This window comes from Blastococcus brunescens (genome assembly GCF_035320885.1).
GTDB classification, from domain to species: domain Bacteria; phylum Actinomycetota; class Actinomycetes; order Mycobacteriales; family Geodermatophilaceae; genus Blastococcus_B; species Blastococcus_B brunescens.
In genome coordinates this window covers 4,094,406-4,111,987 of record NZ_CP141261.1, presented here as the reverse complement: position 1 = coordinate 4,111,987, position 17,582 = coordinate 4,094,406, and the positions used below count along the sequence as shown (strand labels likewise).

Sequence of the window (17,582 nt, the reverse complement as noted above, 5' to 3'; positions counted from 1 at the left end):
GACGTCGGGTCGTCGCGCTGGGCCTCGGCGTTCCAGCGGTCGTGGTCGGGGTTGGCCGGCAGCCAGGGCGTCCCGCTGGTGAACCCGGCGTGCGGCGACGCGTCCCACTGCACGGGGTGCGTGCGTTGTCCCGGCTCATCCGCCGCATCGCCGCCAGCACCTGCGCCGGGTCCTCGCCGGCCACCATCGCCGTCCCGAAGTGGTTGACCGATTCCACGTCGCGGAAGTCGTCGACGCCGGCGAACGGGTAGTTCGCCATCCCGAGCTCCTGGCCCTGGTAGACGTACGGCGTCCCGCGGTGCAGGTGCAGCAGCGTGGCCAGGCAGGTGGCGGAGTCACGCCGGTACCGGGGCGAGTCGTCGCCGAAACGGGAGACGGCCCGCGGCTGGTCGTGGTTGTCCCAGTAGAGGGAGTTCCAGCCGACCTCGGCGAGCCCGGCCTGCCACCGGCCGAACGAGGCCTTGAGGTCGCGCATGAGCAGCGGGACGGGCCGCCACTTGCTGCCCTCGTGGTCGAGGTTCACGTGCTCGAACTGGAAGACCATGTCCACCTCGGCGCGTGCCGGATCGGTGAACAGGCGAGCCTGCTCGACCGTCACCCCCGGCATCTCCCCGACCGTCAGGAACGCCCCGTCCCGCCCGGCGAAGACCTCGCGGTGCATCTCCTGCAGGAACTCGTGGATGCGCGGGCCGCAGATGAACGACGCCGAGCCGTCGCCCAGCGACGTCCCGGGGATCGGCGGGCCGTCGTGCAGGTGGCCGTCCTCGGCGGCGTCCTTGCTGATCATGTTGATGACGTCCATGCGGAAGCCGTCGACCCCGCGGTCGAGCCACCACCGCATCATCGCGTGCACGGCCTGCCGGACCTCGGGGTTCTCCCAGTTGAGGTCGGGCTGCTTCCGGTCGAACAGGTGCAGGTAGTACTCGCCGCTGGCCTCGTCGAAGGTCCAGGTGGGCCCGGAGAAGGCCGCCTGCCAGTTCGTCGGCTCCGCGCCCGGGTCGCCGCCGGCGAAGCCGCCCCGCGGCGGACGCCACCAGTACCAGTCGCGCTTCGGGGAGTCCGGCGACGAACGTGACTCGACGAACCAGTCGTGCTCGTCGCTGGTGTGGTTGACGACCAGGTCCATCAGCAGCTTCATGCCGCGCGCGTGCAGGGCGGCGATCAGCTCGTCCAGCTGCCCGAGCGTGCCGAACAGCGGGTCGATGGCTTGGTAGTCGCTGATGTCGTAGCCGTTGTCGGCCTGCGGGGAGGCGTAGATGGGCGAGAGCCACAGGACGTCGACGCCGAGGTCGGCCAGGTGATCGATCCGCCGGAGGACCCCGCCGAGGTCACCGATCCCGTCACCGTCGGAGTCCTGGAACGAGCGGGGGTACACCTGGTAGACGACGGCGCTGGTCCACCACGGAGCGTGCTCGGGCGTCATCAGCCGGGGAACGTGTGGTGGACGGCCTCGACGTTGTTGCCGTCGCGGTCGCGCACGAACACCGCGTAGTAGCCGGGGTGGTACTCCGGCCAGACCCGCGGCTCGTGCAGGACCTCGGTCCCGGCGTCCTTCGCCGCCCCGAACACGGTGTCGACCGCGTCGCGGGACGGTGCGGTGATCGCCAGGTGGACGGGGCGGACGCCGGTGTCGACGGCGTGTCCGAGCCACAGCCGGGGAAGTTGTCGGGCCCGCAGAGGCCGACGACCGCGCCGCCGCCCGGACCGTCGTAGCGCATGAGCTCACGGACCCCGCACGAGGCGAACACCCGCGTGTAGAAGTCCGCCGCGGAGCCGACGTCCGTGCACTGCAGTGCCAGGTGATCGAGCATGCCCAGGACGCTATCGCCGGGGAGGTGCACCGGGCATCCGGGCGAGGATCGACTCGCACGGGTCCGGCCGCCCGCTGCTTGGATGGGGGCCGGTGCCGGGACAGTCTCGGCGCAGGAGGGAGCACCCCGTGGCTGAGTTGACCCGACCGGACGTCGAGCCGCCGACCGGGCCGGCCCCGGCGGACCTCGTGATCGAGGACATCACCGTCGGCGACGGACCCGAGGCGACCGCCGGCAGCCTGGTGAGTGCGCACTACGTGGGCGTCACGCACGACGGCGGCGAGCAGTTCGACGCCTCCTGGGACCGGGGCGACCCGCTGGAGTTCCGGCTGGGCGTCGGCATGGTCATCCAGGGCTGGGACGAAGGCATCGCCGGCATGAAGGTCGGCGGCCGCCGCCGGCTGACCATCCCCGCGCACAAGGCCTACGGCGATCGCGGCGCGGGCGGCGTCATCAAGCCCGGCGCCACCCTCGTCTTCGTCGTCGACCTGATGGGCGTGCGCTGACCCGGAATCGTTGAACGGACAACGACGTTGGGCCCGGCATGCAGGTAGAGGTCTGGTCCGACGTCGTGTGTCCCTGGTGCTACATCGGCAAGCGCCGCCTGGAGAGCGCCCTCGAGCAGTTCCCGCACCGGGACCAGGTCGAGGTCGTGTGGCGGTCCTTCCAGCTCGACCCCTCGGTTCCCGAGGGCGAGACGCACCCGACGCTGCCGGCCCTGGCCGCCAAGTACGGCACCGATGTCGAGTCGATGCGCGCGAACATGGCCCGCGTCGAGCAGGTCGCCGCCGACGAGGGCCTGGAGTACCACCTGGCCGACGCCGTCAGCGGCAACACCCTGCCGGCGCACGAGCTGCTGCACCTGGCGGCCGAGCACGGCAAGCGCAACGCGCTCAAGGAGCGCCTGCTGCACGCCTACTTCGTCGAGGGCCGGCCGGTCTTCGACGTCGACTCGCTGGTCCCGTTCGCGGTCGAGGTCGGGCTGGACGAGACCGAGGTCCGCGCGGCGCTGACCGACCGCCGCTACCTGGCGGCGGTGCGACAGGACGGCGCGACGGCCCAGGCGCTCGGCGCGACCGGCGTCCCCTTCTTCGTCGTCGACCGGAAGTTCGGTGCCGCCGGCGCGCAGCCCGCCGAGCTGCTCCTGCAGATCCTGGAGCGGGCCTGGGCCGAGGCCAACCCGCTGGTCACGGTGCCGCCCGCCGACGGGTGCACGGACGACAGCTGCGCGGTCTGAAGGACCCCTGGAAGGACCCCGTCCTCCTCACCTCTCGCACGCTCACGGCGAGCCTCTGGACGTGGCCACCTGCCCTCGCAGGCTCGGGGCGGTGCCCTGGACGATGCCGACCAGGCGGAGGATTCAGTCCAACAGCTTCGGGACCCGCCGCAGGAGCCGCTCGGCGTCGGCGTCCAGGTCGCGGACGACATCGGTCGCCGACCGCTCGGCGGTCACGAGCGCGACCGATTCCCCGGCGTAGAGCGGCGCCTGCTCCAGGTCGTCGCTCCGCCGGGCCTCGACGACGCGTCGCGAGGCCTCGGCGTCCTGCCGGAGCTCCTCCTCGCGGCCGTGCCACGTACGGCTGAACTCGTTGGCCAGCGCACGGCCGGGCCAGCGCTCGGGCCAGGCGAGGCCCTGGGCGACGTCGAACGCCCGGGTGAGGACGGTGTCCTCGCCGTGGGCAGCGCGCACCCGCGCCCGGGCGGCAGGGGAGTTGAGCCCTCGGGGCACGACAGCAGCGGAGTGCCGATCCAGACGCCGGCCGCCCCGGCGACCAGGGCGGCGGCCATCCCGCGCCCGGTGGCGATGCCGCCGGCCGCGACGACCGGCCGGTCGGTGAGCGTCAGGACCTCCTGCAGCAGCGGGAGGGTCGCGCGCTGCCCGGTGTGCCCACCAGCCTCCGAGCCCTGGGCCACGAGCACGTCGACGCCGGCGTCCACGGCGCGGTGCACGTCGTCGGCAGTGTTCACCTGGGCCGCCACCGCGATCCCGGCGTCGTGCAGCGGCCCCACGTAGGGGCCGGGATCGCCGAACGACACCGAGACGAGGCCGGGCTGGGCGGCGACCGTCGCCTCGAGCAGGTCCGGCCGGTCGTCCAGGACCCAGGCCATGAGCCCGACGCCGAACGGCAGCAGGTCGGCGGCCGGGATCGCGCACTGCTCGGTCACGAACGCCGCGGGGTGCGAGCCGCTCACGCCGATCATCCCGAGACCGCCGGCGCGTGAGACGGCAGCGGCCAGCGCGCCGCCGGAGACGCCGGCCATCGGCGCACCGATGACCGGCGTCGTCAGGTCGAACCAGCGGGTCAGCGGGGTCCTGATCACCGACCCATCCTGCTCTACTGCGCGGCCGGGCCGCCCTGCTCGGTCCCCTGCAGCCGGCCCAGGAACTCGTGACAGCGCTTCGCCCGTGCGGAGTCCTGCTCCATCACCTCCCGGAAGAAGCTCGCGACGTCGTCCAGGCCGGCGTTCTCGGCGTCGCGGACGTACTGGCCGTAGTCGTGCCCGGCCTTCAGCGAGTGGTACTGGACGGAGATGAGGTCGTAGTAGACGTCCTCGAAGCCGGTCTCGCCCGTGGCCATCGGTCCTCCTCGTTCCGAAGCGGTGTGGACCTCGCCGCCCTACCCGCGACGGACCGATCCGTCACATGATTCAGGGCTCGGAGAGCGCGCCCCGGTGACGTCGCCGCCGCCGGCCTCGTCGGGGAGGTTCTGGCTGGTCGCGAGCTCGTCCTCACCCGCGGCCTCGGGATCGTCCGCGGCGGAGGCGAGGTCGTCGCCCTGGCCGTGCGCGCCGGGGTCGGCCTGCAGGGTGCGCGGGTCGTTGAGTGGATCGGGGACGTCGGGATCGGTGACGGTCATGGCCGTCGCATGCCCCGGGCGTCCACGCGCGGAAACCTCTGGCGCAACGCGTAACTGATGTGTTACGCATGCCCCGTGGAGGCGCTCGCGGCACTGGCCGACCCGGTCCGGCGCGAGCTCGTGGGCCTGCTCGCGCAGGGGAGCTGGCCGCCGGAGAGCTCGCCGACCGGTTCCCCGTCAGCCGCCCGGCGGTGAGCCGGCATCTGCGGGTGCTCCGCGAGGCGGGGCTGGTGACCGCGCGTGCCGAGGGCAAACGGCGGCTGTACGCGCTCGACCTGCGACCCCTGCGCGAGATCGACGAGTGGCTGGAGCCCTACCGCGACCTGTGGGCCCGGCGGCTGGACGCACTGGACACCGAGATCGCCCGCGGACGGCGGGCACGACGGACAGGAGACGGCGCATGACCACCCCGGAGACGAGCACGGATCCCGACACCCGGCGCGGTGTGGTGACCCGACGGGAGGACGGACGGCAGCGGCTGGAGTTCCGGCGGTCCTGGCCGGATCCGATCGAGGACGTGTGGGCGGCCCTGACCGAGCCGGACCGCCTGGTCCGCTGGATCGGGGTGTACGACGGCGCCCGGGGCCCCGGGGGCACCGGGACCTTCGTCATGACGCACGAGGAGGGTGAGCACGTCGGCGAGCCGATGACGATCCTCGAGTGCGACCCGCCGCGGCGGCTGGTCGTGGAGTGGACGCAGCAGGAGACCGAGGACTGGCGGGTAGATCTCGACCTGTGGAGCGAGGGCGGGCGCACCCATCTGAGCTTCGTCCAGGTCTTCCCCGCCGATGCCGACGTCGCCGACTTCGCGATGGGCTGGCACTGGTACCTGGCCAAGTTCGGCGCGGAGCTGGGCGACGCGCCTCCGCCGGACCACTGGGACGCCTTCTACGCCGAGGTCGGGCCGTCCTACGGGCGCACGCCGTCCTGACCGGACGTCAGGGCCGGCTGAGCAGCGCCATCGCCACCGTGCCGCCGAAGCCGGCCGCCACGATCGGCGTCTCCACCGGGTCGAAGCCGGCGGGGTCAGCCGGAGCCGGCAGAGGCGCTCGGAGAGATAGCCGGCGATCATCCCGGTCCCGAGCAGCCGGAGCACCTGCCGTGCCCGGTCGTCCGCCGGGTCGCGCAGCAGGCGCGCGATGCCCCAGGCCTGGGAGGCGAGCATGTACGAGGGCGCGCTGATCGCCGACCCGAACCACCACGAGTCGCGGCCGACGTGCTGGGGGCTGCCGGTCATGAAAGGGATGTCGTAGTGGTGTCGCCGGCGGAGGGCGACCACCTGGCCGGCCAGGCCGGCGGCGAGCTGGATCGAGGCGGCGCGGACGAGCGCCCGACGGTTCGGCGTCACGGCAGCGAAGGCTAGTTCCTCAGGCCCCCGTTCAGGGTCCCGCCCTGAGCTTGCGAAGGGTGGGGGAACGGGGGTCCTTCGTCTGGACCGGGTCCGGACCGTTCCACGGACCGAGGCTGCTCAGCAGCCGCTCGCGCGAGGCGAGCCGGGGACCGGCCTGCACCGGGAAGACGTCGTGGTTCCCGGTGAGCTCGAGCGCCGCCCGCGCGGCGAAGTTCGGGTCGTCCTGCGCCTCGCGCGCGACGGCCACCAGGTCGGCGAGACCCTGCTCGACGACCGCCTCGGCCTGCCGGGCGTCGACGATGAGCCCCACGGCCATGGTGGCGATGTCCGCCTCCGCGCGGATCCGGGCCGCGTGCGGGACCTGGTAGCCGTAGCCGATGGGATGGTGCCATCCGCCGCCGAGACCGCCGCCGGAGGTGTCGACGACGTCCACCCCCGCGCCTTGAGCTCGCGGGCGAAGGCGACGGTGTCCTCCAGCGTCACGCCGTCGCGGGACCCGTCGACCGACGAGACGCGCACGAAGAGCGGCCGGTCGTCCGGCCAGGCCGCGCGCACCGCCTCGACCACCTCCAGCGGGAACCGCATGCGACCGTCGCGCGACCCGCCGTAGGCGTCCGCGCGGCGGTTGGTCAGCGGGGAGAGGAACTGGTTGAGCAGGTAGCCGTGGGCGGCGTGCACCTCGACGACGTCGAAGCCCGCGTCCAGCGAGCGCCGGGCGGCGGCCACGAAGGCGTTCCGCACGTCGCCCAGCTCCTCGACGGTCAGCGCGTGCGGGATCGGCCAGCCGGGCCCGACCGGGACCGCGCTGGCCGAGACGGTGGGCCACGGCTCCTCGCCGGGCTGCGCGTTCTCCGGCGTCACCGGGCCCTCGCCGTCCCAGGGGCGCTTGCTGGAGGCCTTCGCGCCGGCGTGCGCCAGCTGGATGCCCGCCTTCGACCCGTGGGCGTGCAGGAAGTCGACCACCCGGGCCATGCCGGGGACGTGCTCGTCGGACCACAGCCCGGTGTCGCCGTGGCTGATCCGGCCCTCCGGGGTGACCCCGGTGGCCTCGACGACGACGAGCCCGAAGCCGCCGAGCGCGAAGCGGCCCAGGTGGGCGAGGTGGTAGTCGCCGACGAAGCCGTCGGTCACGGAGTACTGGCACATCGGGGCGACGACGAGCCGGTTGGGCAGCGTGACGCCGCGGAGAGCGAGGGGCGAGAGGAGGGCTGGGGTGCTCACGGCCGGGGCCAACGCGTCCATGTCCCCGGCTCTTCCGCGGGGCCACCAGGGTCTTCCGACCTGAATACCAGACGTCCTAGACGTAACATCTCTCACGATTACAGACGTCTAGAACGTCGGTAACCTGACCCGACCCGGATTCGTTGCAGCCGTGCAGCGGCCGGGTCGCACTCGCACCATCGCCGGTGCAGTACTCCGCCCCGGCTCCCCAGAGGATGGAGACGCATGACTTCCGTGGCCACCCCCGGTCTCGACAACGCCCCCACGACCCATGCCCGCCTCCTGGCCTGGGTGCGGGAGATGGCCGAGCTGACGACGCCGGACGAGGTGGTCTGGGTGGACGGCAGCGACGAGGAGTGGGAGCGGCTCACCGGGAAGCTGGTCGACGCCGGGACGTTCCGTCGCCTGGCCGCCAAGCCGAACTCCTTCTGGTGCGCGTCGGACCCCAGCGACGTGGCCCGGGTCGAGGACCGCACCTACATCTGCTCGGTCGACGAGGCCGACGCCGGTCCCACCAACAACTGGATGGACCCGGCCGAGATGAAATCGGTCATGACCGAGCTGTACCGCGGGTGCATGCGCGGCCGCACCATGTACGTCATCCCGTTCTGCATGGGCCCGGTCGAGGCCGAGAACCCGATGTTCGGCGTCGAGCTCACCGATTCCGAGTACGTCGTCGTCTCCATGCGCGTGATGGCGCGCATCGGGAGCCACATCCTCGACGCCATGGGCGAGGACCGGCCCTTCGTGCCGGCCATGCACTCCCTCGGCGCCCCGCTCGACGAGGGCCAGCAGGACGTTCCCTGGCCCTGCAGCGACACCAAGTACATCGTGCACTTCCCCGAGGAGCGGGCCATCTGGTCCTACGGGTCTGGCTACGGCGGCAACGCCCTGCTCGGCAAGAAGTGCTACTCGCTGCGCATCGCCTCGGTGATGGCGCGCGACGAGGGCTGGCTCGCCGAGCACATGCTGATCCTCAAGCTGACCAGCCCGCAGCAGAAGACGTACTACGTCGCCGCGGCGTTCCCCTCGGCCTGCGGCAAGACGAACCTGGCGATGCTGGAGCCCACCATCCCGGGCTGGAAGGTCGAGACCCTGGGCGACGACATCGCCTGGATGCGCTTCGGTGAGGACGGCCGGCTCTACGCCCTCAACCCCGAGTTCGGCCTGTTCGGCGTCGCGCCCGGCACCGGCTGGGACACCAACCCGAACGCCATGCGCACGATCGAGAAGGGCAACTCGGTCTTCACCAACGTGGCCCTCACCGACGACGGCGACATCTGGTGGGAGGGCATGACCGACGAGCCGCCGGCCCACCTCACCGACTGGAAGGGCCGGGACTGGACGCCGGAGAGCGACGAGCCCTCCAGCCACCCGAACAGCCGCTTCTGCACCCCGATCACGCAGTGCCCGATCCTGGCGCCGGAGTACGACGACCCGAAGGGCGTGCCGATCTCGGCGATCCTCTTCGGCGGCCGCCGCAAGACCACGATCCCGCTGGTCAGCGAGGCCCGGGACTGGAACCACGGCGTGTTCATGGGCGCGACGCTCTCCTCGGAGACCACCGCCGCCGCGACCGGAGCGGTCGGCGTCGTCCGGCGCGACCCGTTCGCGATGCTGCCGTTCATCGGCTACAACGCCGGCGACTACTTCTCCCACTGGGTCGACACCGGCAAGCAGCACGACTCGACCAAGCTGCCCCGGATCTTCTACGTGAACTGGTTCCGTCGCGACGAGGACGGCGGCTTCCTGTGGCCGGGCTTCGGCGAGAACAGCCGCGTGCTCAAGTGGGTCGTCGAGCGGCTCGAGGGGACGGCGGCCGCCGTCGAGACCCCCGTCGGCCACGTGCCCACCGTCGACTCCTCGACGTCTCCGGTCTCGACATGACGCCGGAGCAGGTCGAGGCGGCCCTCGCGGTCAAGCCCGAGGAGTGGCGCGAGGAGATCCCGCAGATCACCGAGTGGTTCGAGAAGTTCGGCGACAAGCTGCCCAGCACCATGTGGGACGAGCTGGAGATCCTCACGAGCCGCCTGGCGTGAGCCGGTAGACGGGGCCCGGACCGCAGCGTCGCGGTCCGGGCCCTTCGCCGTCCCGCCCCGTCCCTGGCCCTGGCCCTGGCCCCCAGGATGATCAGGTGACCTGATCGTTCTGTGTCCTCCCTCAGCACCGGTGCTGAGGGAGGACCCCAGATGCTCAGGACACCTGATCGACATGGGAGGGGGCCCGGTGGCTTCGGGGCGGGACGGCGAGGTGTCGGTTAGCGTGGCGGCACCGCACTGACGGCCGGCTCCAGGGCCCCACCGCGAGCTCGCGAGGGGTGGGTGGGCGGCGGTCCTTACTGGAGGCTCCCCGCTCGTGGCGAATCCCTACCTGCAGGTGCTCCGGACGGCGCACGCCCTGCCGATGGTGCTCGCCGCGTTCATCGGGCGGCTTCCGCTGTCGATGGTCGGTCTGGGCAGCGTCCTGCTCATCGCCGACGAGACCGGCTCGTACGGCCTGGGTGGCGCGGTGGCCGCGACCGGCGCGGTCACCACGGCCGTCGCCGGCCCGCTGCTGGGGCGCTGGGCCGACGACCACGGCCAGCGCACGGTCCTCCTGCCCGTGCTGGCCGTCTTCATCGTGGCCGGCTGCGGCTTCCTCACCGCGGTGAAGGGCGACTGGCCGGTCTGGACGGTCTTCGCCACCGCCGGGCTCGCGGGAGCGTGCATCCCGCCCGTGTCCTCGATGATCCGGGTGCGCTGGACCCACCTGCTGCGCGGCAGCCACCGGCTCCCGACGGCGCTGGCGATGGAGTCCGTCGTCGACGAGTTCGTCTTCATCGTCGGTCCGGTGCTCGTCACGTTCCTGTCGACGACCGGCCACGCGACCAGCGGCGTCGTCACCGCGTTCACCCTGGCCGCCATCGGCAGCCTGCTGTTCGCCGCCCAGCGCCGGACCGAGCCCCCGTGACTCCGCACGAGCACCGCAACGGCCCTCCGCGATCCGCACGCGCGGGCTGCGGGTGCTGTTCGTGGTCGGTGCCGCCGTGGGTGCCGTCCTCGGCGCGCTGGAGATCGCGCTGGTCGCCTTCGCCGACCAGGAGGGCGCCAAGTCCCTGTCCGGTGTTCTCATCGCCGGCCTCGCGGTCGGGTCGATGGCCAGCGGCATCGGCTGGGGCACCGTGCACTGGCGGATGCCGCTGCGGCTCCGGCTGGTGGGGGCGTCCGCGCTCCTGACCGTCTGCAGCCTCCCGCTGCTCGTGGTCACCGACGTGTGGGTGATGGTGCCGTTCGTCGTCCTCGCAGGGGTCGCGATCTCGCCGTCGCTGATCAGCTCGTTCACCCTCGCCGAGCTGCTCGTCCCGCGGGCGGCGGTGACGGAGGCCTTCACCTGGATCGGGACCGCCCTCGGTCTGGGCGTGGCCGTCGGCGCCTCGGTCTCCGGCAAGCTCGTGGACGTCTACGGGGCGAACACCGCGTTCTCCGTCGCGACGGTCGCCGCCGCGGTCGCCACGGTCGTGGTCGCGATGTTCCAGAAGCTGCTGCACGTCCCGGCGGAGCACGCCTCGATTCCCGCCCTCGTCCGCTGACCCGAGCCCGGCCCGCCGCCGGCGGGGGCCGCATCCTCGGGATCGCGCCGGTTCGCCTCGGCCGCTGGCTGGACGGCGTCGCCGACCGGCACGGCAGCTTCTCCGACGTCGTCCTCGAGGGGCGGCCCTGCAGATCACCTGCGCCGACACCACCACCGTCGTCCTGCGGGCCCCGTTCCCCTGGGAGCCGGGGCCGGCGCTGCTCAGCGCGTTCACGGCCGCGGCCCGGCAGCCGCACCGCGCGGCCGTGCTGCTGGTGCGCCGTGGCCGCTGGGCCGTGGGGTCTTCGACGGAGCCGACCTGGTCGTCTCCAAGGTGGACGCCCGCCAGGTCCAGGGCCGGACGGCGGCCGGGGGCTGGTCCCAGCAGCGGTTCGCCCGCCGGCGCGGCCACCAGACCGACGCCGTCGTCGCGCATGCGGTCGAGACGGCGGTCCGCGTCCTGCTGCCCCACGCGGCGTCCGTCGAGGCGCTGTTCACCGGCGGCGACAAGGGGCTCGTCGACGACGTGCTCGCCGATCAGCGGCTGCGTCCTCTGGCCGCGCTCCGGCGCGAACCGGCCCTCGACGTCGGGGAGCCGACGAAGGCCGTACTGCTCGAGACCCCCGCGCAGTTCCGCGCCGTCCAGGTGCACATCATCGAGCCGGACGTGCGCACCACCTGACCGCGGTCAACCCGCCGCCGGGACCGGCCGGGAGATCGACTCCGGGAACAGCGGGAACCGGCTCGTGACGCCCAGCCGCGCCAGGTCGGCCTGATCGGGGGCGGACGCGGCGGAGGGGCGATGCCCACGCCGACCCCGTCCCCCTCGTTCCTGGGGAACGTCACGGTGACGACGCCGGGGTGCTCCTCCAGCAACCGCTGCGCCTCGGCCCGGAGGTCCCCGGGGCGGAAGCTGGTCGGTTCCACGCGGATGTCGAAGGGGGCGCCGGCGAACTCGTCGACGACCGCCAGGACGTCGGCCGGCGGCGTCCCGAACCAGCGGACGACGACCACGGCGCGGTCCCGGGCATCGAGTCCGCCGAAGTCCGGCGACTCCCCGGCGAGGGCGTGCAGTCGTTCGTTGAGCGCGCCCAGCTCGTACGGGGCCGGCTCGACGCCGAGTTCCTCCGGCGCGAGCGCGCCGTCGGGCAGCAGGCCGTCCGGTAGCGGGCCCGGCGCGGGCGGCATCGGCTGCAGCGACACCGAGGGGGCGCGTCCGGCGGCGCCGCGGAGGACCGCTCCGCGCAGCCGGTCACGACGAGGACGACGCCGGCCAGCGGGAGCAGCACCAGGCGCCTCCGGGTCACCCGCACAGGCTGCTGCCTGCGTCGCGTGCTGCCAAGGGTCGAGACCGAACCGATACCGGCGGGTGCCGGAGGAGTTCGGCGGGTGCGTGGGCGGAGCCCGTGACTGCGGCCGAGCAGGGGCGTAGCGTCCTCCGACCGTGTCTCCTCCCGCTGACCCCGAGACCGTCGACCCTGTGCTGACCGCCGAGCGCGCCCACCTCGCGCGCGCCGCCGCGTGCCTCACGCAGATGCGCACCGCCGCCTCCGCCGTCGTCGATGCCGGGGTCGACGCCTGGGCGTCGGAGCGGCTCGGCGCGGCCCGGGCGGAGCGGCTGGCCGCGCTGGCCGCGGACCCCGGCGTCCCGCCCTTCTTCGGCCGGACCGACCGCACCGGGGAGACGTTCCACATCGGCCGTCGGCACGTCCGGGACGCCACCGGCGATCCCGTCGTCATCGACTGGCGGGCACCGATGAGCCGGCCGTTCTACCAGGCCACCGCCGCCGATCCCCAGGGCGTGACCCGGCGCCGCCGGTACGGCTTCTCGGGCGGCGAGCTCACCGGCTACGAGGACGAGGTCCTGGTCGCGGGGAGGAAGGCGGAACGTTCCTCCGGGAGGAGATCGAACGGCCCCGCAGCGGGCCGATGCGCGACATCGTCGCCACCATCCAGCCCGACCAGGACGACGTCGTGCGCGCGCCGCTCGCCGACTCCATCTGCGTCCAGGGGCGCCGGGCACGGGCAAGACGGCGGTCGGCCTGCACCGCGCCGCCTACCTGCTCTACACGCACGGTGGCCAGCTGGCCCGGACCGGCGTTCTCGTCGTCGGACCGAACCGGGCGTTCCTGCGCTACATCGAGCAGGTGCTCCCCACCCTGGGCGAGGTCGACGTCGACCAGACGACGGTCGCCGATCTGACCGCCCGCGTCCCGGTGCGCGCCGACGACCTGCCCGGGGCCGCCGTCCTCAAGGGCGACGCCCGGATGGCGGCCGTGCTCCGCCGGGCGCTGTGGGGGAGATCCGCAAGCCCGCCGACTCGATCCAGGTGCCGCTGTCCGGGCGCAGGTACCGCGTGCCGGTCGAGCGCCTCAAGCGTTACGTGGACGACCTCCGCCGACGGGCCCGCACCGACGACGACCAGCAGCTCCTGCACTACGCGGCCGGCCGGGAGCGGCTGATGACGCTGCTCGCGGAGGACGCCCGGCGCCAGAAGGAGGAGGCCGGCGGCAGCCTGACCGACGCCGAGACCCGCCGCGCCGCGCGCAGCGCCGAGGTGCGCGCATTCTGCGACCAGGTGTGGCCCGCCCGCGATGCGGTCGGGGTGCTCTGCGAACTCTGGAGCGACGCCGACCGGCTGGCCCGTGCGGCCAGGGGCGTCCTGGACGACGACGAGCAGGCCCTGCTGCACTGGCCGGTTCCCCCGGTCGGTGCGCACGGCCCCGTGGACCGCCGCCGACGCCGTCCTGGCCGACGAACTGGCCGGCCTGCTCGAACGCACGTCCGGGTACGGCCACGTGGTCGTGGACGAGGCGCAGGACCTCTCGCCCATGCAGTGCCGTGCCGTCGCCCGCAGGCTGGCCGCGGGCTCCCTCACGGTGCTGGGCGACCTCGCGCAGGCCACCAGCCCCTGGTCGCCGTCGGACTGGCGGGAGACGCTGACCGGTCTGGGTCGCCCGGACGCCGTCGTCCGGCCGCTGACCCGTGGCTACCGGGTGCCCGGGGAGGTCCTGGACTTCGCCAACCGGCTGCTGCCGCTCATCGCGCCCGATCTGCCGGCCGCGACGGCTCTCCGCGCCGAGCCGGGGTCGCTGCGGGTCCGCTCCGTGGCTGCCCTCGCCGGGGCCCTCGTCGAGGTCGTCGACGAGCTGAGCGCCGTTCCGGGGTCGATCGGGATCGTCTGCCCGGACGCCGACGTCGCCGACCTCGCCGCCGTCCTCGAGGCGGCGGGCGTGCCCTCCGCGGTGCTGACCGACGACGGGGCAGAGGCCGCGCGGATCGCGGTCGTCCCCGCCGCGCTGGCCAAGGGGCTGGAGTTCGACGCGGTCGTGGTGGTGGACCCGGCGGCGATCGCGGCCGCCGAGCCGCGCGGGCTGCACCGGCTCTACGTCGTCCTCACCCGGGCGGTCAGCACCCTCGTCGTCCTGCACCGCGGAGACCTTCCGGCGCCCCTCGGGGCGCCACCTGCGGACCACCCGCCGCGCTGACCTCGGGCTTCCCATCTGCCCATCGCGTTGCGTCACGGCCCAGCTACGCACGGCGCGGAGTGTTGTGGGACGCACCGTTCTCTGTTGGGGTGGGCCAGCATCGACAGGGAGGAGGGCCATGAAGCAGGGCGCCGGCACGGTGCGCACCCTGGGCGTCCTGGCCCTCAGCATCGTCCTCGCCGGGACCCTGCTCGCCGGGCTCCTGCTGCCCTGGGTGGGCGGTCCGGCGATCGCTGCCCAGGAGTCGACCAGCCTGCTGGGCGACCCGCCGGAGGAGCTGACCGATCTGCCGCCGCCGGGGAACACGGTGGTGCTGGCCGCCGACGGCGAGCTGATCACGTCGTTCTACCGCGAGAACCGGGCTCCGGTCCCCTCCGACCAGATCGCCGAGGTGATGCGGCAGGCGATCGTCGCGATCGAGGACGCCCGTTTCTACGAGCACGGCGGCGTCGACGTCCAGGGCACCCTGCGCGCGCTGGTGAAGAACATCGCGGCCGGTGAGGTCATGGAGGGCGGCTCGACGCTCACCCAGCAGTTGGTCAAGCAGACGCTGCTCCAGTCGACCGACGACCCGGCCGCGCGGGAGGCGGCGATCGAGGAGAGCGTGGGCCGCAAGCTCCGCGAGGCGCGACTGGCCCTCGACCTCGAGGACCGGTACAGCAAGGACGAGCTGCTCACCCGCTACCTCAACATCGTCTACTTCGGGCAGAACGCCTACGGGGTGCAGCCGGCCGCCCGGGCGTACTTCGGCGTGGACGCGTCGGCGCTGACCCTGCCCCAGGCGGCGCTCCTGGCCGGACTGGTGCAGAGCCCGTCCGACGACGACCCGCTGATCAACCCCGAGGGCGCCACGATCCGCCGCAACCAGGTGCTGCGTCGGATGGCCGACCAGGGCTACATCACCCCGGCCCAGGAGGCGGAAGCCGCCCTCTCGCCCCTCGGGTTGGCGCCCGGCCCCGCCCGCGCCGCGGCTGCGTGGAGGCCAGCGTCGGACCCTACGTCTGCGACTTCGTGCAGCAGTACCTGGTCCAGACCCTCGGGATCAGCCAGCACGAGCTGGAGACCGGAGGGCTGACGATCCGGACGACGCTGGAGCCCGAGCTGCAGCGCGCCGGTGACGCGGCCGTGCTGAACACCCTGCCGCTGGACGATCCCCGGGTGGCCACGTTCAACGCGGTGCAGCCCGGCACCGGTCACCTGCTCGCGCTGAGCATGAACCGGACCTTCGGCTACGACGTCGACGACCCGACCCAGGAGTCCTACAACCTCAACGTGGCGCCGAGCCGGGGCGCCGGGTCCACGTACAAGGTGTTCGTGGCCGCCGCCGCGCTGGCCCGCGGGTTCTCCGACTCCTTCACGCTCACCGCGCCGAGCCCCTACCGGTCCCGGGTCTACAAGGAGGCCGGCGGCCCCTACGAGGTCGAGAACGCCGGCCGGTACCGCGCCACGCTCGACCTGACGACCGCCCTGTACCAGTCGTCGAACACCTACTTCGTGGCGCTCGAGGACGCCCTCGGGAGCGTCGAGGAGCCGGTGCGGATGGCCGAGCGGATGGGGCTGTACCAGTTCGGGCAGGCCGACCTCGCCCAGGAGGTCATCGACGAGAACCGGGGTCGTTCACCCTGGGTCCCGACGAGACGAGCCCCTCGGGCTGGCCAGCGCGTACTCGACGCTGGCCGCGAACGGCACGCAGTGCGACGTCCTGCCGGTGACCGAGATCCTGGACCGCGACGGGAAGCCGCTCGTCGGCGACGACGGCCGGCCGGTGCTGACGGCCGACAACTGCACCCCGAGGCCATCCCGCCCGGCGTCGCGACCACGCTCAACCAGATGCTGCGCAAGGACGTCGAGCCGGGCAACCCGGGGCAGACGGCGCCGGCCGCCTACGTCCGCGGCCACCAGATCGCCGGCAAGACCGGGACGGCGCAGGGCAACGTGTCGGTGAGCTTCGTGGGCTACACCCCGGAGATCGCCGCGAGCGTCATGGTCTTCGACCCCAAGCGGAACCGGGACGTCGGGGGTTCGGCGGCGGCAAGGGCGCGACCATCTGGCGGGACGCGATGGCGCCGATCCTGCAGGCGCGGGGCAGCAGCGACTTCCCGCCGGCGGACCCGAAGGTGGTCAACGGCAACACCAAGCCGGTGCCCGGCTGCCGTTCGGCGGCAGACTGCGTCCGCGTGCTGGCGGCGGCCGGCTTCCAGAGCACGACGGTGCGGGTCGACAGCGACGAGCCGGCCGGCACGTTCCTCGGCACCAGCCCGGCCCGAGGGGGCGCGCCGTGCCAGGAGAGGTGGTCACGATCCGGGTCAGCAACGGAGCGGACTACGTCGAGCCGGCCCCGGAACCGGCACCGGAACCGGAACCGGAGGTCCCGGCACCTCCGGTTCCCCGGACCTGCCGGAGCCGCCACCGCCGGAGCCCCCACCGGCCGAGCCGCCGGTCGGCCCGGCGACCCCGCCCTGGGCCGAGGACCTGCCCGACTGGGTGCCGCTACCGCGCGACTGACCTGCGCGCGAGCAGCTCGTCCAGTGACTGCGTCGCCAGCCAGCCGCCGATCACCACCAGGTGCAGCAGGAACAGCCACAGCCCGAGCGCGACTACCCCGCCGACGACGTCGAGGCCGCCGAAGGGCGCGCCCAGGTCCAGCGGCAGGGCGAGGAAGAGCACGAAGCCCTGCAGGAACCCGGAGACGCAGGCCGCGGTGAACAGGGCCCCGGCCGCGAGCGCCGACCAGCGCACCCGCCCGCCGGCGACGACGCGGAAACCCCAGGCCAGAGGCACGGTGAGGGCGCCGAGGACACCGTAGAAACCGACGGCGATCCGGCCGAGCGTGGGCCCCACGCCACCGCTCTCTGCCAGGTCGGCCATGACCGGCACGGTCAGCAGCAGCGGGTAGAGCAGCAGCGGGGTCACGAGGACCACCGGCACCGCTGCCAGCCGGCCCTTCCAGCCGGTGAGGCCCTCGCGGACGCCGCCGAACCGCAGCAGGGCGCGGCGCAGGCCCTCGCCGTAGAAGGACATGGGGAGCAGCGCCAGCACCCCGCTCAGCAGGGACAGCTCGACCCCGGCGGAGACCAGCCGCTGGACGGCGTCCGGTGCGCCCAGATCGCCCGGCAGCAGCTCGGCCAGCCGCCCACCGAGCTCCGTCACCCGCTCCGGCGTCGTCAGCCAGGCCGTGAGCGCGAAGGCGAGGACCAGGACCGGGACGACGGCGATGCCCGCGTAGAAGGTGAGGCCGGCGGCGATCAGGGCGAGGTCCCGGCCCTCCAGCCGCCGCCGCACGCCGGCCAGGAGTTCGGCGGCG

General features: G+C 73.4%; 20 protein-coding genes and 2 pseudogenes. 15 read left to right on the top strand and 7 right to left on the bottom strand.

The window, feature by feature from the left end:
* Window positions 1–2 precede the first annotated feature (2 nt).
* Both U6N30_RS27630 and U6N30_RS27625 read right to left on the bottom strand, forming a co-directional pair.
* A pseudogene (locus U6N30_RS27630) lies at window positions 3–1,423 on the bottom strand (alpha-glucosidase); the annotation flags it as partial.
* The gene (locus U6N30_RS27625; protein ID WP_324274788.1) at window positions 1,423–1,569 is read right to left on the bottom strand and encodes a VOC family protein; all 147 of its coding nucleotides are present in this window, start codon (window positions 1,567–1,569) and stop codon (window positions 1,423–1,425) included. The pseudogene U6N30_RS27630 and the gene U6N30_RS27625, both read right to left, overlap by 1 nt.
* Window positions 1,570–1,939: 370 nt before the next feature.
* Between U6N30_RS27625 and U6N30_RS27620 the strand changes: the two genes are divergently transcribed.
* Window positions 1,940–2,317 carry an FKBP-type peptidyl-prolyl cis-trans isomerase gene (locus U6N30_RS27620; RefSeq protein WP_324274787.1) on the top strand — a complete coding sequence of 126 codons (378 nt, stop codon included), beginning with the start codon at window positions 1,940–1,942 and terminating at the stop codon, window positions 2,315–2,317.
* 38 nt (window positions 2,318–2,355) lie between these two features.
* The gene (locus U6N30_RS27615) at window positions 2,356–3,048 is read left to right on the top strand and encodes a DsbA family oxidoreductase (protein WP_324274786.1); all 693 of its coding nucleotides are present in this window, start codon (window positions 2,356–2,358) and stop codon (window positions 3,046–3,048) included.
* A 212-nt stretch (window positions 3,049–3,260) separates the two neighbouring features.
* On the opposite strand, the gene U6N30_RS27610 is transcribed toward U6N30_RS27615, so the two are convergent.
* Genes U6N30_RS27610 through U6N30_RS27600 form a run of 3 tightly spaced genes read right to left on the bottom strand, consistent with a single transcriptional unit; the run spans window position 3,261 to window position 4,669 of the window.
* Window positions 3,261–4,133, bottom strand: coding sequence for a nitronate monooxygenase (locus tag U6N30_RS27610; RefSeq protein WP_324274785.1), 873 nt, complete (start codon window positions 4,131–4,133; stop codon window positions 3,261–3,263).
* 14 nt (window positions 4,134–4,147) lie between these two features.
* A complete protein-coding gene (locus U6N30_RS27605; protein ID WP_324274784.1) occupies window positions 4,148–4,390 on the bottom strand; it encodes an acyl carrier protein in 243 nt (80 codons plus the stop codon).
* 39 nt (window positions 4,391–4,429) lie between these two features.
* Entirely contained in the window at window positions 4,430–4,669 is a 240-nt protein-coding gene (locus U6N30_RS27600) for a hypothetical protein (RefSeq protein ID WP_324274783.1), read from the bottom strand.
* A 57-nt stretch (window positions 4,670–4,726) separates the two neighbouring features.
* On the opposite strand from U6N30_RS27600, the gene U6N30_RS27595 reads away from it, so the two are divergent.
* From U6N30_RS27595 to U6N30_RS27585, 3 genes are read left to right on the top strand one after another with little or no spacing between them, the layout of a single operon-like run.
* Window positions 4,727–4,864: a hypothetical protein gene (locus tag U6N30_RS27595; protein ID WP_324278620.1), complete on the top strand. Its 138-nt coding sequence runs from the start codon at window positions 4,727–4,729 to the stop codon at window positions 4,862–4,864.
* Complete coding sequence (locus tag U6N30_RS27590) at window positions 4,813–5,073, top strand: ArsR/SmtB family transcription factor (protein ID WP_324278500.1); 261 nt, start codon at window positions 4,813–4,815, stop codon at window positions 5,071–5,073. The genes U6N30_RS27595 and U6N30_RS27590 overlap by 52 nt, the downstream gene beginning before the upstream one ends.
* Window positions 5,070–5,600: an SRPBCC family protein gene (locus U6N30_RS27585; protein WP_324274782.1), complete on the top strand. Its 531-nt coding sequence runs from the start codon at window positions 5,070–5,072 to the stop codon at window positions 5,598–5,600. The genes U6N30_RS27590 and U6N30_RS27585 overlap by 4 nt, the downstream gene beginning before the upstream one ends.
* 537 nt (window positions 5,601–6,137) lie before the next feature.
* Here U6N30_RS27585 and U6N30_RS27580 read toward each other — a convergent pair.
* Window positions 6,138–7,241, bottom strand: a complete 1,104-nt coding sequence (locus tag U6N30_RS27580) for an oxidoreductase (protein WP_324274781.1) — start codon at window positions 7,239–7,241, stop codon at window positions 6,138–6,140.
* A 225-nt stretch (window positions 7,242–7,466) separates the two neighbouring features.
* Between U6N30_RS27580 and U6N30_RS27575 the strand changes: the two are divergent.
* The 10 genes and pseudogenes from U6N30_RS27575 to U6N30_RS27530 all read left to right on the top strand — a co-directional run bounded on the left by U6N30_RS27575 (window position 7,467) and on the right by U6N30_RS27530 (window position 16,783).
* Window positions 7,467–9,280, top strand: a pseudogene (locus U6N30_RS27575) (phosphoenolpyruvate carboxykinase (GTP)).
* 316 nt (window positions 9,281–9,596) lie between these two features.
* On the top strand, window positions 9,597–10,190 hold the full coding sequence (locus tag U6N30_RS27570; protein WP_324274780.1) for an MFS transporter: 594 nt from the start codon (window positions 9,597–9,599) through the stop codon (window positions 10,188–10,190).
* A 52-nt stretch (window positions 10,191–10,242) separates the two neighbouring features.
* Entirely contained in the window at window positions 10,243–10,809 is a 567-nt protein-coding gene (locus tag U6N30_RS27565) for an MFS transporter (RefSeq protein WP_324274779.1), read from the top strand.
* A gap of 315 nt (window positions 10,810–11,124) precedes the next feature.
* A complete protein-coding gene (locus U6N30_RS27560) occupies window positions 11,125–11,472 on the top strand; it encodes an acVLRF1 family peptidyl-tRNA hydrolase (protein ID WP_324274778.1) in 348 nt (115 codons plus the stop codon).
* 179 nt (window positions 11,473–11,651) lie between these two features.
* A complete protein-coding gene (locus U6N30_RS27555) occupies window positions 11,652–11,957 on the top strand; it encodes a hypothetical protein (protein WP_324274777.1) in 306 nt (101 codons plus the stop codon).
* A gap of 762 nt (window positions 11,958–12,719) precedes the next feature.
* Entirely contained in the window at window positions 12,720–12,992 is a 273-nt protein-coding gene (locus tag U6N30_RS27550; RefSeq protein ID WP_324274776.1) for a hypothetical protein, read from the top strand.
* Window positions 12,938–13,252 (top strand): hypothetical protein, encoded by a 315-nt coding sequence (locus U6N30_RS27545; RefSeq protein ID WP_324274775.1) that lies wholly within the window; start codon window positions 12,938–12,940, stop codon window positions 13,250–13,252. Before U6N30_RS27550 ends, U6N30_RS27545 begins: the two co-directional genes overlap by 55 nt.
* A gap of 249 nt (window positions 13,253–13,501) precedes the next feature.
* Window positions 13,502–14,278: an ATP-binding domain-containing protein gene (locus U6N30_RS27540; protein ID WP_324274774.1), complete on the top strand. Its 777-nt coding sequence runs from the start codon at window positions 13,502–13,504 to the stop codon at window positions 14,276–14,278.
* Between the two features lie 118 nt (window positions 14,279–14,396).
* Entirely contained in the window at window positions 14,397–15,353 is a 957-nt protein-coding gene (locus U6N30_RS27535) for a transglycosylase domain-containing protein (protein WP_324274773.1), read from the top strand.
* Window positions 15,290–16,783 (top strand): penicillin-binding transpeptidase domain-containing protein, encoded by a 1,494-nt coding sequence (locus U6N30_RS27530; protein ID WP_324274772.1) that lies wholly within the window; start codon window positions 15,290–15,292, stop codon window positions 16,781–16,783. The genes U6N30_RS27535 and U6N30_RS27530 overlap by 64 nt, the downstream gene beginning before the upstream one ends.
* Here U6N30_RS27530 and U6N30_RS27525 read toward each other — a convergent pair.
* Window positions 16,769–17,560, bottom strand: coding sequence for a YhjD/YihY/BrkB family envelope integrity protein (locus U6N30_RS27525; RefSeq protein ID WP_324274771.1), 792 nt, complete (start codon window positions 17,558–17,560; stop codon window positions 16,769–16,771). The two genes, U6N30_RS27530 and U6N30_RS27525, sit on opposite strands and share 15 nt — an antisense overlap.
* Between the last annotated feature and the right edge of the window lie 22 nt (window positions 17,561–17,582).

Coding starts and splice junctions, on each gene's coding strand:
- U6N30_RS27615 (WP_324274786.1), top strand. CDS start 2,356: ATGCAGGTAGAGGTCTGGTCCGACGTCGTGTGTCCCTGGTGCTACATC.
- U6N30_RS27605 (WP_324274784.1), bottom strand. CDS start 4,390: ATGGCCACGGGCGAGACCGGCTTCGAGGACGTCTACTACGACCTCATC.
- U6N30_RS27600 (WP_324274783.1), bottom strand. CDS start 4,669: ATGACCGTCACCGATCCCGACGTCCCCGATCCACTCAACGACCCGCGC.
- U6N30_RS27595 (WP_324278620.1), top strand. CDS start 4,727: ATGTGTTACGCATGCCCCGTGGAGGCGCTCGCGGCACTGGCCGACCCG.
- U6N30_RS27585 (WP_324274782.1), top strand. CDS start 5,070: ATGACCACCCCGGAGACGAGCACGGATCCCGACACCCGGCGCGGTGTG.
- U6N30_RS27550 (WP_324274776.1), top strand. CDS start 12,720: ATGCGCGACATCGTCGCCACCATCCAGCCCGACCAGGACGACGTCGTG.
- U6N30_RS27535 (WP_324274773.1), top strand. CDS start 14,397: ATGAAGCAGGGCGCCGGCACGGTGCGCACCCTGGGCGTCCTGGCCCTC.